Source organism: Bacillus sp. MMSF_3353, from assembly GCF_030733445.1.
GTDB classification, from domain to species: domain Bacteria; phylum Bacillota; class Bacilli; order Bacillales; family Bacillaceae_G; genus Bacillus_A; species Bacillus_A wiedmannii.
The window spans coordinates 18187-31483 of the sequence record NZ_JASHJA010000009.1 but is presented as its reverse complement, the minus strand read 5'-3'; the positions used below and the strand labels follow the sequence as shown (position 1 = coordinate 31483).

The following is a 13297-nucleotide window of genomic DNA, read 5'->3' as shown; positions in this document are numbered from 1 at the left end:
CCTTAACGTAACTTACGTATAGAATAGAAAAAACTATTAAAATAAAAAGTGGGGTAAAGTTTAAATTTTTATTAAATTGCTCCGCTCTCTTCTTTTGGCAATCTCACTTCAAATATCGTCCTAATCACATTACTTTCAGCAGAAATCTTCCCATCATGCTGTTCAACAATATTTTTCGCGATAAACAGTCCAAGGCCTGTACTACCTTGTTGCTCTGACCTTGCTTTATCACCTGTATAAAACATATCAAAAAGATACGGTAAATCTTCTTCCGGAATGCTATCTCCGTAATTAATAATTTGTACGACTACCTCTTCACTCTCAATATATCCGTTCACATCGACAAACTTTCCATCATACCCGTAACGAATCGCGTTCGTTAAAAGATTTTCAAATACCCTCGCTAATAATTTTCCATCACCGCTAATAGGTAAATAAGAATCCATGTTCAATCTCGCTTCTAAACCCTTTTTCTCTAATAACGGATACAATTCTTCCTCTAACTGTATAAGCAATTCACTTATATCAATTGGTCTTTTGTCCAGCTGCAACATCCCATAATTCATTCTCGTAATTTCAAATAATTCATCAATTAAACTTTCCAGCCTTTCGGATTTCGTAAAAGCGATTGTGGAAAAATGTTTAATTTGTTCTTTCGTCAAATTCTCATCTTTAAGAATTAAATCTAAATAACCTAAAACAGATGTTAACGGCGTTCTTAAATCGTGAGCTAAATTAACAATGAGCTGGTCTTTACTACTTTCCGCAAAGTCTCCTCGTTCAACCGCTTCCTTTAATTTTTCACTCGCTACATTTATTTCACGTGCGATATATCCAAACTCATCATTAGATGAAACGCGCACTTCATTTGTAAAATCACCGTTTGCCAAATGATGAATTCCGTTTGAAATCTCATCAAAATATTTTAAATACGGCCTAGTAAGGAAGAAGAAAAACATAATGGATAGAGGAATGAAAATAATCAAAAAGAAATTAACATCCCCAATTTGTCTTACCATGGAACGAAATTGAGCTAACGGATCCTCAAAACGAACGACTAATTTATAATAAATCCGTAATCCTTCATAAATGATATACGTTACGCCACCAGCAAATATCATACTTAACGCAAATAGCATAACCATCTTCGAGCGAAAGCTTCTCATCTTTTTAGCCATTGAAAGTATACCCTACTCCCCAAACTGTTTTTATTAACTTATTCTTTCTTTTATCTTCCCCAAGTTTTTTCCGCAACGTACGAATATGTACCATAACCGTATTTCCGCCTTCATAATAATCATCTGCCCATACTTGCTGAAAAATATTTTCCACATTGTACACTTTCTTCGGATGGCTCGCTAATAAATATAAAATATCAAACTCTTTCGGTGTTAATTCAACTTGTTCTCCGTACACATTCACTGTTCTTCGCTCAGGATCAATAACGACTCCGCCTACCTCTAAAGCAGATTTATTCTCCGCTACCTTCGGCTGATTTAACGTAAGAAATCGGCGTAATTGTGCATTTACACGTGCGACTAATTCAATCGGTGTAAAAGGTTTCGTCATATAATCATCTGCACCTAATACTAAACCTGTCACCTTATCAAAATCAGACGTTTTCGCACTTAAGAAAATGATTGGCATATGGTGCTTCGCGCGAATTTGGCGCGTCACTTCATAACCATCCATTTTCGGCATCATAATATCTAAAACCACTAAATCGATTGGCTGCGTTTCAATAATATGAATTGCCTCTTCTCCATCAGCTGCTTTCACGACGTGGTAACCTTCTTTTTCTAAATGTATCTCAATTAAATCAGCAATTTCTGCCTCATCATCCGCTATTAAAATTGAAATGTTCTTCATTTTACTCCCCCTTTACCCCGCTATTTGCGGGCAGTAAGACTCCCACCTCAAAATTCGGGTGAATCAAAGAAGTTAGGTGGAAGATCAACTGCCCATAAAAGCCCGATTGGTTCAACTAATAATCAGTGGGGATGCCCCCACTGATTAAAGTTTCACTTTATACGCTCGATTGTAAACTAGTCTATCCAATTTGTACAATACGAAAAGGTTACTCACAGGAGTAACCTTTGTAAATGAAATTATATCGACGATTATTGAAATATATCGACTTACCGACAATTAACAACAAAATCCTACCGCTATTTGCGGGCATCCTGATTAAATTCACCGCTCCAAAACTATCCGCTGCTTCGTGATTTCCGCCAGCCTTCCTCGATTTACTTCATACTCAGTGTCAACACTTTGCGGTACAATCACCTTTCCGCCCTCAAGCATCACTTCCGGCGAAATAATATCCTTCTCCCAATGTCGGCTAGAGGCAGATATATCACCTGGAATCGTAAAGTTTGGCAGTGAAGCAAGCGCAACATTTTGTGCTCGTGAAATCCCCATCTCTACCATACCACCGCACCAAACTGATATGTTATGCTCCATGCAGTAATCATGAATTTGAATGGATTCTGTTAATCCACCCACTCGCCCTGGTTTAATATTAACGATTCGGCAACTGCCAAGCGTAATCGCAACGCGCGCGTCTTCTAAACTATGGATGCTTTCGTCTAAACAAATCGGCGTTTCCATTTTCTTTTGCAGTTGTGCATGATCAAGAAAATCGTAATCCGCTAGCGGTTGTTCAATCATCATCAATTGAAATTCATCTAATCGTTTCAGTTTCTCCGTATCAGCTAATGTATACGCTGAATTTGCATCAGCCATTAACGGGATGCTTGGAAACTCTTTACGAATTTCTTTCAATAACTCGTAGTCGTGCTCTGGCTTTATTTTCACTTTAAAACGCTCATATCCTTCTTCTGCATACTTCTCGATTTGTTTTAACATAACCGAAATTGTATTGATACCAATCACAACGCCTACTTCAATTTCAGTCCTAGTTCCGCCAAGCAATGTCGCTAATGACTTCTTTTGACGCTTTGTATATAAATCCCAAACAGCCCCTTCAATTCCGGCCTTTGCCATTCTGTTTCTCTTTATATGCTTGAACAACCCTGGTATTTCATTCGGATGAGAAATTTCAGCTTTCAATAAATCCGGTATTAAAAAATCTTGAAGTACATGTAGCGCTGTCTTCACCGTTTCTTCCGTATACCACGGTTCAGAGAACGCAACAACTTCGCCAAATCCAATGTATCCGTCCGTATTTTCTAATTCAATGACGATACTTTCACGCTTTTCATACGTTCCGTAGCTTGCAGCAAACGGGATTACGAGTGGCATTTCCGTTATATGAAGTGTCGCTTTTTTTATTTCCACTTACATCTCCTCCACTAATTGTCTTAACTCTCGTCTTAACAATTTTTTCGAAGCATTTCGTGGTAATTCCTCTAAGAAACACGCTTTCTTCGGCACTTTATATTTCGCTAATTTCTCCTCGCAAAAATGCAGAATTTCTTCTTCTGTTACCTCTCCACTTTTTACAACAAAAGCAGCGGGTACTTGTCCCCATTTATCGTCAGTCATACCGACAACACCGGCTTCCGCTACCATCGGATGAGAAAGCAACACTTCTTCAATTTGAGCCGGATATATATTTTCTCCGCCAGAAATAATTAAATCACTGCGGCGATCTAGTACGTATAAAAATCCTTCTCCATCTAAATAACCGAGGTCACCAGTATGAAGCCATCCGTTTTGAATTGTTTCGCTTGTCGCATCTTCACGGTTAAAATAACCACCTGTTACATTCGGTCCTTTTACTACGATCTCGCCTTCCACAAACGGCGGTACTACTACGCCATCTTTTTCAATACGAAGTTGGCACTGAAATAGTGGTTTCCCAGCTGATCCTACTTTCGTTAACATATAATCTGCGGATAACGTACAAATTTGCGACGACGTTTCTGTCATACCGTACGTTTGATACACAGGAATTCCTTTATCTACACAAGTTTCTAATAACGGTTTCGGCGCTGGTCCTCCGCCAAGTAACATACATCGTAAAGAAGATGGATATGTCTCTTCTCCAAGTCTCTCTAATAAATCAGTTAACATTTTAGAAACGACAGAAATGATCGTAACACCTCTCGTTTGAAGTGCTTTATGAATAAAATCAGCATCATATTTCGGAACGAGTAAAATACGCATTCCGTACATAACATTTTTCATTAAAAGAGATAGCCCGCCAACGTGGAACATTGGCATACAAGCTAACCAGCAATCATCATCACGAAGCCCTAAATTAAGCGAAGAACCGACTGCGCTTGCCCAGTGATTGCCGTACGTTAAAATAACGCCTTTCGGTTTTCCTGTCGTCCCTGACGTATAAATGATTGTCATCGCTTCTTCTAAAGAGAATTCTTCTTGTATAGAGGCTTCCGCCTTCGATCCATTCATCACTTCGGCGAACGAATATACAGGAACATCTTTAGCCTCGAAATCTTGATCCGTCACTAAGCATATAACTTCAGCATCATCCATTTGCCAAAGTAGCTCTTCTCTTGAAAGACGCGTATTTAAAAGCACAGCTACTGCACCTACGTAAGATAGGGCGTGAATAACTGTAATCATCTCCATACCATTTTTCATCAGAACAGCCACCTTTTGCCCACGCTTCACTCCTACATGCGTGAGGTGTTCACAAACAGATACTACTTTTTCATGCAGCTCCATAAAAGTAACCTTTTCATCCTCTATTTCAATTGCAGTGCGATCTGGTGTTAAAAATGCACGTTGCATTAACCAATTTGGCATCGTCTCCATCACTCATTCTCCTTTCATGAAAGAAAGAGACTTGATATGACATCAAGTCTCTTAGTTATTTTGTTTCCGGTTGATCTCATCTAGCTACAGCGGCTAGAACAGTCGGTCGTTTCACGCCTTCCTACGAGGCAAAAAGCGCCTCTTCGTCAGAAGCTCCATCCCCCTCACATTCTAAGCGAGAAAGTAAAAAACACTTTCTGTGCGAAAGAACCTTAGCCTACGAGGCTAAACAGTCGGCTCCGCTTTTGGTTTGATCAAGGGAAACGAGGGAATTGACCGAAGTCCGGACTGCGTTTTTCTTTGAACGCGTCACGACCTTCTTTTGCTTCGTCAGTTGTGTAGTACAATAACGTTGCATCTCCAGCTAGTTGTTGAATACCAGCTAGACCGTCTGTGTCTGCGTTGAATGCAGCTTTTAGGAAACGAAGTGCCATTGGGCTGTTTGCTAAGATTTCTTGTGCCCATTGTACTGTTTCTGCTTCAAGCTCTTCTAATGGTACTACTGTGTTTACTAAGCCCATATCAAGCGCTTCTTGTGCGCTGTATTGACGGCATAGGTACCAAATTTCGCGAGCTTTCTTGTGGCCTACCATACGAGCTAAGTAACCAGCTCCGTATCCACCGTCAAAGCTTCCTACTTTAGGACCAGTTTGTCCGAATACAGCGTTGTCTGCAGCGATTGTTAAGTCACATACGATATGAAGTACGTGTCCACCACCGATTGCATAACCTGCTACCATTGCGATAACTGGTTTAGGAATTGCGCGAATTAGACGTTGTAAGTCTAATACATTTAAACGAGGGATTTGGTCGTCACCTACATATCCACCATGACCGCGAACTTTTTGGTCGCCGCCAGAACAGAATGCACGTCCACCTTCACCTGTTAAAATGATAACGCCAACATTTGCATCATCACGAGCTTGTGCAAAAGCGTTGATTAACTCCATTACCGTTTTAGGACGGAATGCGTTATGTACTTCAGGACGGTTAATCGAAATTTTTGCGATACCATTGTATGTTGAATAAATAATATCTTCGTAATTGCCTTCTTTTACCCATTCAATAGCCATTACAACTACCTCCTTGTATATTTCTGATCTCCTCTATAAGTGTAGCTTCCTTCTTAGATGAAAAAGCATCACTGCATAGTTTTTAGAAATCCCTTTACTATTGTATCAAACTTTTCCGGTTGTTCCACATGAATTGCATGGCCAGCACCATCAATTTTCACAAATTTCGCGTCAGAGATGCATTTTTCGATGTTTTTTAATATGCGAAAGAACTTTTCATCATGCTCCCCGTTCATTAAAAGAACAGGTATTTTTAAGTTTTGCAGCTCGTTCCACCATGAAGGCTGAGCCCCTGTTCCCATGCCGCGCAAGCTATTTGCAATTCCTTTTGGATTGTTAGCAAGTCTTTCTTGTCGCACTGCTTCTTGTGCGTTTTGTGCTAAACGTTTTTGCGTTTCAAACAGCGGAATATTTTCCCACATCGTTAGAAAACTATTGATGCCTTCTCGCTCAATTTTATCGGCAAGTCGCTCATCTTTTTCACGACGTTCTTCTCTCTCATCTTCACTTTTGAGCCCAGCTGTACAATTTTCTAACAAAAGGGAATGTACATACTCTGGATATAGACATGCCATCGTAATCGCCAGTCTACCGCCCATTGAATAGCCAAGTATGTGCACTCTTTCAATATGAAGGTAATCTAATAGTTCTTTCATTTGCAATGCTACATTTCGAATATCATAGTGAGTTACATCTTCAGGACTTTCCGTTTTTCCGTGCCCCACAATGTCTACTAAAATGACTTGAAACTGCTCACTCCAAGAAGGAACGAAGGAACGCCACGTTTCCATGCTTCCCGTAAAACCATGAAGAAGTAGAAGTGGTTCCCCGCTTCCGACTACTTCATATTCATACGATACACCTTGCAGCGTTACGTTCATTTTGATTCACCTTGCAACGATGTAGTAATTACGTCCTGCGTTTTTGCCCACAATTTACGGTGCAATGTTAAGTTTTCATCACGGTTCGTACAAATTTCTACAACGTGTAAACCTTCCGTCGTCGTTCCCTTTTGTACCTCTTCTCGGAATTGCTCCCAACCATTTACACGACTAAATGAACCGCCGTACATTTTGACAACATGCTCATAATCAAGTCCAATTGGCGTTCCAAATAATGATTCAAAATGTTCCTTTTTCTCATATTGTGGTAAGAATGAGAAAATACCGCCACCATCATTGTTTACAACGACAATCGTTATATTTAATTCATGTAATTTTGCGGCTAATAATCCGTTTAAATCGTGATAGAATGATAAATCACCAATAACTAATACGAGCGGATCGCAAATAATGCTCGCTCCTAAAGCTGTCGAAATGATGCCATCAATCCCATTTACACCACGGTTTGCCATCACTTGAATATTTTTATCCGATGTGAAGAAGAATGAATCTGTATCACGAATTGGCATACTATTACTCGCAAATAATGTTGCCCCTTCTGGTAGTACGCGGACGATATCCGTAATAACTTTCCCTTCAAATGCAGTTTCATATGTTTCCATTTCACGAAGCGTTTCCTTCGTTTTTTCGTTTATATGTTGCCACATTCCGAACCAATCATTCTTTTTCATAACTGGCAGTTTTTCTATTAATGCACTGCAAAATGCAATATCACTTGCTTGGACAACTTCTGTCGCAACGAGAGCTGGATCTCTCCATTGTCCAGATTCGTCAACAACGATATGAACAGCTTTCGTCTGTTTTTTGATGAACTGCGTTAATGCTTTCGAAACAGGCATCCCACCAAAACGAATCATAACTTCTGGCTTCCACGTTTCTTTTAACAGCTCATTTCGTAAAAATGTATCGTAACAGTCGATTACCATCGTTTTATCGTGATGTCCGCTACGAATGTTAGAAAGTGGATCCGCTAATATTGGATATCCCGTTTTCTCAGCTAGTTCTGCCGTAAACGCTGCGATTTCTGAATGACTATCATCTCCACAAATAATAAGCCCCTTTTCCATATGTGAAAGGCGCCCTACAAGAGAATCTACATATTCACTCGGCATCATCACGTTCCCTTGCTGAACTACTCCTGTATATTCCCCGCGTCCTTTATCCCATAAACTTTCTGATGAGAAATCTGGGATAAGCGGCTCGCGAACTGGAAAATTAAGATGAACAGGTCCTTGCGGCGCTAGAAGTGCGCTTGCTATCGTGCGCTGCGTCGTCATGCGAGCATAATGATACATCGCCTCACTCGCTTCTGGAAGTGCCATCTCTGTAAATTGCTTCACAAATGTACCGTATAAATTGAATTGATTCATCGCTTGTGGTGCACCAACATCTCTTAATTCATGCGGTCTATCTGCCGTTAAGACGATAAGCGGTACTCGTGAATGAAAAGCTTCACATACAGCTGGATAGTAGTTCGCCGCTGCCGTTCCTGACGTACATAATAATGCAACAGGGCGTTTTTTTGCTTTTGCGATACCGAGCGCAAAAAATCCCGCTGATCTTTCATCTACATGTAAATATGTGTTCATTCCTTCATGTTGTTCCATTAGTAGAGCAATCGGTGTTGACCGTGAGCCTGGACTAATGACAACATCACATACATTTAGACGCGTCAGTTCATCCACGAACGCGCCTAAATAATATGATAATGCTTCTATATGATTGTTCATTTCATTAATTCCTCCAAAGCACCAAGCATCGGTCTAAACTTCAAGCTTGTTTCTTCATATTCAAGTTGCGGTACTGAATCAATTACAATCCCGCACCCAGCAAATAAGGATGCTTTCGCGCCATTTAATAATCCGCAGCGAAGTGCAACCGCAAATTCACCATTTCCTTCATCATCTATCCAGCCAATCGGTGCACCATATAACCCTCTGTCTAACAATTCAACATCACGAATCAGTTTCATCGCTTCCAAACGAGGTGTCCCGCCAAGAGCTGGTGTTGGATGTAATTCTTCTACCATTGTCAAAAGACTCGCATCGCCTTTTGCCTCTACAGGCGTATATAAATGAATTAAGTTTTTCGTTGTTAATAAGCCCGGACTTTCCGGAATATTAACGGATTCGCAGTGCTCATTTAGTACTCCTCGAATCATGTTCACAACATAACCGTGTTCAGCTAAATTCTTTTCATCATGAAGAAGCGCATTACTATTTCGTTTACTTTCTTCTATAGATTGACCATGACCAGTTGAACCAGCAAGACACATCGAAGTAAACTTCTCATCTTCTTTGCGAATTAATCTCTCTGGCGTCGCTCCTAAGAAGCATGCTCCTTTATAATCAAAAGAAAATACGTAACAATCTGGTTGCCCAATGCGAAGTGCTTCTAAAACAAGAGCAGAATCAATATGATGATCCATTTCTACTTTTAGCTCCCTCGCTAATACAACCTTCTGCACGTTCCCCTGCTTCATCTCATCCTGCACTTTCTCAATGGCCTTCATCCAGCCTTGCGGATCTACTTCTACTTTAGAAGTAACTGTTAATTTCGATCCTTCGAGTGCACATTTACTCTCCCAAAAAATTTTCTCTTCTAAAGAAACAATTTCGTTATAAAGAGTTTCTGCACAATCAGTTGCTGAAACGAATGTATTCATTGTTAACCATGCTTTTTCATTTTTTACAGTTAATAAAAATGCTGGTAGTGAAAATGTCGTATCATCAAATTCTTTCCATAAGTCGGTTTTCTCTTTTTCTTGGTCAAATGAAAATCCACCAAATAAAAGAGGACCTGTTCCAAATTCGTATCTTTCTCTTTGTACAAATGCTTTCTCTTTTACTTTATCCCACTCGTCACGAGCCGTTTGAAAGCGTTTGTGAGAAGAAGTTGCTATAGTGAAAACAGAGCCAATTCCAGCAAATATTACATGCTGAGCTGGGTCTGCAAAATAACATCTATTTTCGAATGAGATCCTTTTTCCTGCTGCATAAAACAGAAGCGGATCTATCCAGTCTATTTGTTTTACGAAGCTCACCAATATTTTTTCATCAGTTGCACGCTTAATGGCTGCACTAAGAACTTCTTGCAAGCCTATTTGTTTCGTTTGAATCACAATTGTCTCCCCCCTATGGGCGAAAAATAGTCATAATTACGCTTGATTTTAAGATACACCTCAAACGAAAGGCCTGTCAACGTTTAGCATTTCTGAGAAATTCACCTTCTCTTCCTAGAAAATAAACGTTGACACTAAATGATGCTTTTTCTACACTTAGTTGTGTACAATATGTGACCAAAGGAGGATTCAACATGGAAATGAACGTCGAAACGAATTCCTCTCCTACGGCGCCAAAGCCAAGTAAGCAAACCGGCTGGCGCATTTGGTGGAGTTTACTACGTCCCCATACATTAACAGCAGCTTTCGTTCCTGTTTTCATCGGAACAGCCTATGCGATGCAGGTCGGAGGTATAAATCAAATACATCTCCCTCTTTTCCTTATGATGCTTCTCGCTTGTCTTCTCATTCAAGCAGCAACAAACATGTTTAATGAATACTTTGATTATAAAAGAGGACTCGATCACGAAGGGTCAGTTGGTATCGGCGGCGCTATCGTTCGCGATGGCATTCAGCCAAAAACGGTGCTTAACTTAGCATTTGGATTTTTCGGGATCGCAATACTATTAGGTGTTTATATTTGTATGAATTCTAGCTGGTGGCTTGCTGCAATCGGTCTTGTTTGTATGGCCGTTGCTTACCTTTATACAGGTGGCCCACTTCCAATTGCATATACACCATTTGGAGAGTTAACAGCCGGATTATTTATGGGTGTCATTATTATTGGAATTTCATTCTTTATTCAAACTGGAACTGTAACATCAGAAGTCGTTTTACTATCTATTCCAAGCTCCATTTTAATTGGTGCCATTTTACTAGCTAATAACATTCGTGACTTAGATGGCGATAAAGAAAACGGTCGTAAAACGTTAGCAATTCTCGTTGGACGCGAAAGAGCCGTTGGTGTACTCGCTTCTATGTTCATCGTTTCTTATATTTGGACAATCGCTCTAATTATCGTTAACATCGTATCACCATGGATGCTTATCGTATTTTTAAGTGCACCGAAAGCATTGAAAGCGACGAAAGGCTTTATCGGCAAAAGTATTCCAATGGAAATGGTACCTGCGATGATTGCAACAGCAAAAACAAATACAATCTTCGGTCTCCTCATGGGAATCGGATTATTGCTTGGATATTTCCTATAAAGTGAAACTTTAATCAACTGCCCGTTAATGCGGGATAAAAAGGAGCTGCTGACGTGGCTCCTTTTTCATATACCAATTTCAGCTCATAATTCCTACTCTCAACGCTCATACTATGTAAAGAAACTGAATTGTAGGAAGGTGGACGACTATGTTAACTCCACAACAAATAAATCAATTTAAATCTATTTTAGAAAAACAACAGCAAGAAGTTGAACAAACAATACAAACTCATGAGAATACAGATCGTGCTTCTGAACGCGATTCTGTTGGAGAATTATCTAGCTATGACAATCATCCAGGTGATATGGCTACAGAATTGTACGAACGTGAGAAAGATTTCGGGCTCATCGAATTTTGGCATAAGCAGCTAGAAGATACAAAACATGCCCTGCAAAAAATTGAAGAAGGTACGTATGGAATTTGCGAAGTATCTGGCGAAGAAATTCCGTTTGAAAGATTAGAGGCAATGCCAACCGCTACAACATGTATTCAGCACACTACAAATAAATTAAATATGAACACGCGACCAGTTGAAGAAGAGGTGTTGGCTCCTTCTTTTCACAAGCACGACGAAGATCATTCTGTAGAATACGATGCTGAAGATGCATGGCAAGATGTCGCAAATTATGGGACATCGGAAACACCGTCCGATTTAGAAAGACAGGATTCCAAAAACTATAATGGCATGTACGTAAATAGTGAAGAAAATGTTGGGTATGTAGAGGATTTCGAAAATTTTATAGGAACAGACATGTATGGCAAAAATCCTCAAGTTTTCGCCACAGAAGAACATGAAGAGTATGAACAAATGCTTGATGACTTTGAAGAGCGTACTTTCAAAGGCGAGTTATCTTCAAATGAATCTAGCTCCAAAGAATAAAAAAAGCATTCCGAAATTCGGAATGCTTTTTTTCGCTAGCTAATTAGTTTTTTGTAACGTTAGCTGCTTGTGGTCCGCGGTTTCCTTCAACGATTTCGAAAGAAACTTCTTGACCTTCTTCTAAAGTTTTGAAGCCGTCGCCTTGGATAGCTGAGAAATGTACGAATACGTCTTCTCCGCCTTCAACTTCGATGAAGCCAAAACCTTTTTCGCCGTTAAACCATTTAACTTTACCTGTTTGCATGTCATGTACCTCCTAAATAAAAATGAAACTATGAATCCACATGAAAAGGTGGATATAAAGGACATGAATGTATAACAAGCTTACAGCCTTTAATACAACGTGCTTTATTTCCGTACCACATTATGTAGCTCAATAGTATTTTCACTATATCATGCTATGTCAAAAACGTCAAATGAGAACACTTTCAACCCATCGTTTTTTATAATCCTAGTATAACCTTAAATTTTCATTCTATTTTTATTCAAAAATTAACAAATCTACAGTATTCTAATTCCTTTGATTTCTGTACAATATAATTACTACATATGATGAGGTGAAAAAATGCAAGCACATGAAATCGAGTATAAATTATATGGCGATGATATGCAGTTTGTTGAAATTGAATTAGATCCAGAAGAAAGCGTTATCGCAGAGGCTGGCGCAATGATGATGATGGAAGATCATATCGAAATGGAAACCATTTTCGGTGATGGTTCTGGCCCATCTAGTGGTCTATTCGGTAAATTAATGGGCGCTGGTAAGCGTCTTGTTACAGGTGAAAGTATGTTTATGACTGTCTTTACAAATACAGGTCATGGCAAGCGCCACGTATCATTCGCCGCTCCTTATCCAGGAAAAATCATCCCTGTTGATTTAACACAATATCAAGGGAAAGTCGTTTGTCAAAAAGACGCGTTTCTTTGTGCAGCAAAGGGCGTTTCTATCGGAATTGAGTTTACGAAAAAAATTGGAACTGGTTTCTTCGGTGGTGAAGGTTTCATCATGCAGAAACTTGAAGGTGATGGACTCGCTTTCATGCATGCAGGAGGAACTGTATATAAGCGTGAATTAAAACCTGGCGAAAGACTTCGCATCGATACAGGTTGTCTCGTTGCCATGACAAAAGACGTTAACTACGATATCGAGTTCGTTGGAAAAGTAAAAACAGCTCTATTTGGCGGCGAAGGCTTATTCTTCGCAACGTTAGAAGGTCCTGGAACGGTTTGGATTCAGTCCTTAACACTTAGCCGTTTAGCAGCACGTCTTACAAGCCCAGCAGCTCAAAACAGCGGTGAAGGCAGCGTCTTAGGCGGACTTGGACGTTTATTAGATGGAAAAGAGTAAACAGTGCCCTTATAGGGTGCTGTTTTATTTTGGCATGATTCGTCCATAAGTCGCTATAATTTCATCCACTAATTTATAT

The 13297-nt window shown here is 39.8% G+C and carries 12 protein-coding genes; 3 read left to right on the top strand and 9 right to left on the bottom strand.

Translation table 11 applies throughout. The features are described from left to right. Positions 1-71: 71 nt before the first annotated feature. The 8 genes from RBB48_RS18980 to RBB48_RS18945 all read right to left on the bottom strand — a co-directional run bounded on the left by RBB48_RS18980 (position 72) and on the right by RBB48_RS18945 (position 9842). A complete protein-coding gene (locus RBB48_RS18980) occupies positions 72-1178 on the bottom strand; it encodes a HAMP domain-containing sensor histidine kinase (RefSeq protein WP_088064678.1) in 1107 nt (368 codons plus the stop codon). Then, positions 1171-1869: a response regulator transcription factor gene (locus tag RBB48_RS18975; RefSeq protein WP_088609427.1), complete on the bottom strand. Its 699-nt coding sequence runs from the start codon at positions 1867-1869 to the stop codon at positions 1171-1173. Before RBB48_RS18975 ends, RBB48_RS18980 begins: the two co-directional genes overlap by 8 nt. Positions 1870-2193: 324 nt before the next feature. Then, the gene (gene menC, locus RBB48_RS18970; RefSeq protein ID WP_088064680.1) at positions 2194-3300 is read right to left on the bottom strand and encodes an o-succinylbenzoate synthase; all 1107 of its coding nucleotides are present in this window, start codon (positions 3298-3300) and stop codon (positions 2194-2196) included. Then, positions 3301-4746, bottom strand: a complete 1446-nt coding sequence (locus RBB48_RS18965; RefSeq protein WP_141542724.1) for an o-succinylbenzoate--CoA ligase — start codon at positions 4744-4746, stop codon at positions 3301-3303. 254 nt (positions 4747-5000) lie between these two features. Continuing rightward, on the bottom strand, positions 5001-5819 hold the full coding sequence (gene menB / locus RBB48_RS18960; RefSeq protein WP_088064682.1) for a 1,4-dihydroxy-2-naphthoyl-CoA synthase: 819 nt from the start codon (positions 5817-5819) through the stop codon (positions 5001-5003). A 68-nt stretch (positions 5820-5887) separates the two neighbouring features. After that, positions 5888-6700: a 2-succinyl-6-hydroxy-2,4-cyclohexadiene-1-carboxylate synthase gene (gene menH, locus RBB48_RS18955; protein WP_306007977.1), complete on the bottom strand. Its 813-nt coding sequence runs from the start codon at positions 6698-6700 to the stop codon at positions 5888-5890. Further along, the gene (gene menD, locus RBB48_RS18950) at positions 6697-8451 is read right to left on the bottom strand and encodes a 2-succinyl-5-enolpyruvyl-6-hydroxy-3-cyclohexene-1-carboxylic-acid synthase (RefSeq protein WP_306007976.1); all 1755 of its coding nucleotides are present in this window, start codon (positions 8449-8451) and stop codon (positions 6697-6699) included. Before menD ends, menH begins: the two co-directional genes overlap by 4 nt. Beyond that, the gene (locus RBB48_RS18945; RefSeq protein WP_306007975.1) at positions 8448-9842 is read right to left on the bottom strand and encodes an isochorismate synthase; all 1395 of its coding nucleotides are present in this window, start codon (positions 9840-9842) and stop codon (positions 8448-8450) included. The genes menD and RBB48_RS18945 overlap by 4 nt, the downstream gene beginning before the upstream one ends. A 194-nt stretch (positions 9843-10036) precedes the next feature. Between RBB48_RS18945 and RBB48_RS18940 the strand changes: the two genes are divergently transcribed. After that, on the top strand, positions 10037-10990 hold the full coding sequence (locus tag RBB48_RS18940; RefSeq protein WP_060486613.1) for a 1,4-dihydroxy-2-naphthoate polyprenyltransferase: 954 nt from the start codon (positions 10037-10039) through the stop codon (positions 10988-10990). A gap of 148 nt (positions 10991-11138) precedes the next feature. Beyond that, positions 11139-11870 carry a yteA family sporulation protein gene (locus RBB48_RS18935; protein WP_048541151.1) on the top strand — a complete coding sequence of 244 codons (732 nt, stop codon included), beginning with the start codon at positions 11139-11141 and terminating at the stop codon, positions 11868-11870. Between the two features lie 43 nt (positions 11871-11913). Here RBB48_RS18935 and cspD read toward each other — a convergent pair whose 3' ends face one another. Further along, entirely contained in the window at positions 11914-12114 is a 201-nt protein-coding gene (gene cspD / locus RBB48_RS18930; RefSeq protein WP_001193052.1) for a cold-shock protein CspD, read from the bottom strand. Positions 12115-12435: 321 nt separating this feature from the next. Here cspD and RBB48_RS18925 point away from each other — a divergent pair, with 321 nt between their 5' ends. Then, complete coding sequence (locus RBB48_RS18925; RefSeq protein WP_001147830.1) at positions 12436-13218, top strand: TIGR00266 family protein; 783 nt, start codon at positions 12436-12438, stop codon at positions 13216-13218. Positions 13219-13297 lie beyond the last annotated feature (79 nt).

Bases quoted from the DNA above. Each gene is read 5' to 3' on its own strand.
- RBB48_RS18980 (WP_088064678.1), bottom strand. From the start codon at position 1,178: ATGGCTAAAAAGATGAGAAGCTTTCGCTCGAAGATGGTTATGCTATTT.
- RBB48_RS18965 (WP_141542724.1), bottom strand. From the start codon at position 4,746: ATGGAGACGATGCCAAATTGGTTAATGCAACGTGCATTTTTAACACCA.
- menB (WP_088064682.1), bottom strand. From the start codon at position 5,819: ATGGCTATTGAATGGGTAAAAGAAGGCAATTACGAAGATATTATTTAT.
- cspD (WP_001193052.1), bottom strand. From the start codon at position 12,114: ATGCAAACAGGTAAAGTTAAATGGTTTAACGGCGAAAAAGGTTTTGGC.
- menH (WP_306007977.1), bottom strand. From the start codon at position 6,700: ATGAACGTAACGCTGCAAGGTGTATCGTATGAATATGAAGTAGTCGGA.
- RBB48_RS18935 (WP_048541151.1), top strand. From the start codon at position 11,139: ATGTTAACTCCACAACAAATAAATCAATTTAAATCTATTTTAGAAAAA.
- RBB48_RS18925 (WP_001147830.1), top strand. From the start codon at position 12,436: ATGCAAGCACATGAAATCGAGTATAAATTATATGGCGATGATATGCAG.
- menD (WP_306007976.1), bottom strand. From the start codon at position 8,451: ATGAACAATCATATAGAAGCATTATCATATTATTTAGGCGCGTTCGTG.
- RBB48_RS18940 (WP_060486613.1), top strand. From the start codon at position 10,037: ATGGAAATGAACGTCGAAACGAATTCCTCTCCTACGGCGCCAAAGCCA.
- RBB48_RS18975 (WP_088609427.1), bottom strand. From the start codon at position 1,869: ATGAAGAACATTTCAATTTTAATAGCGGATGATGAGGCAGAAATTGCT.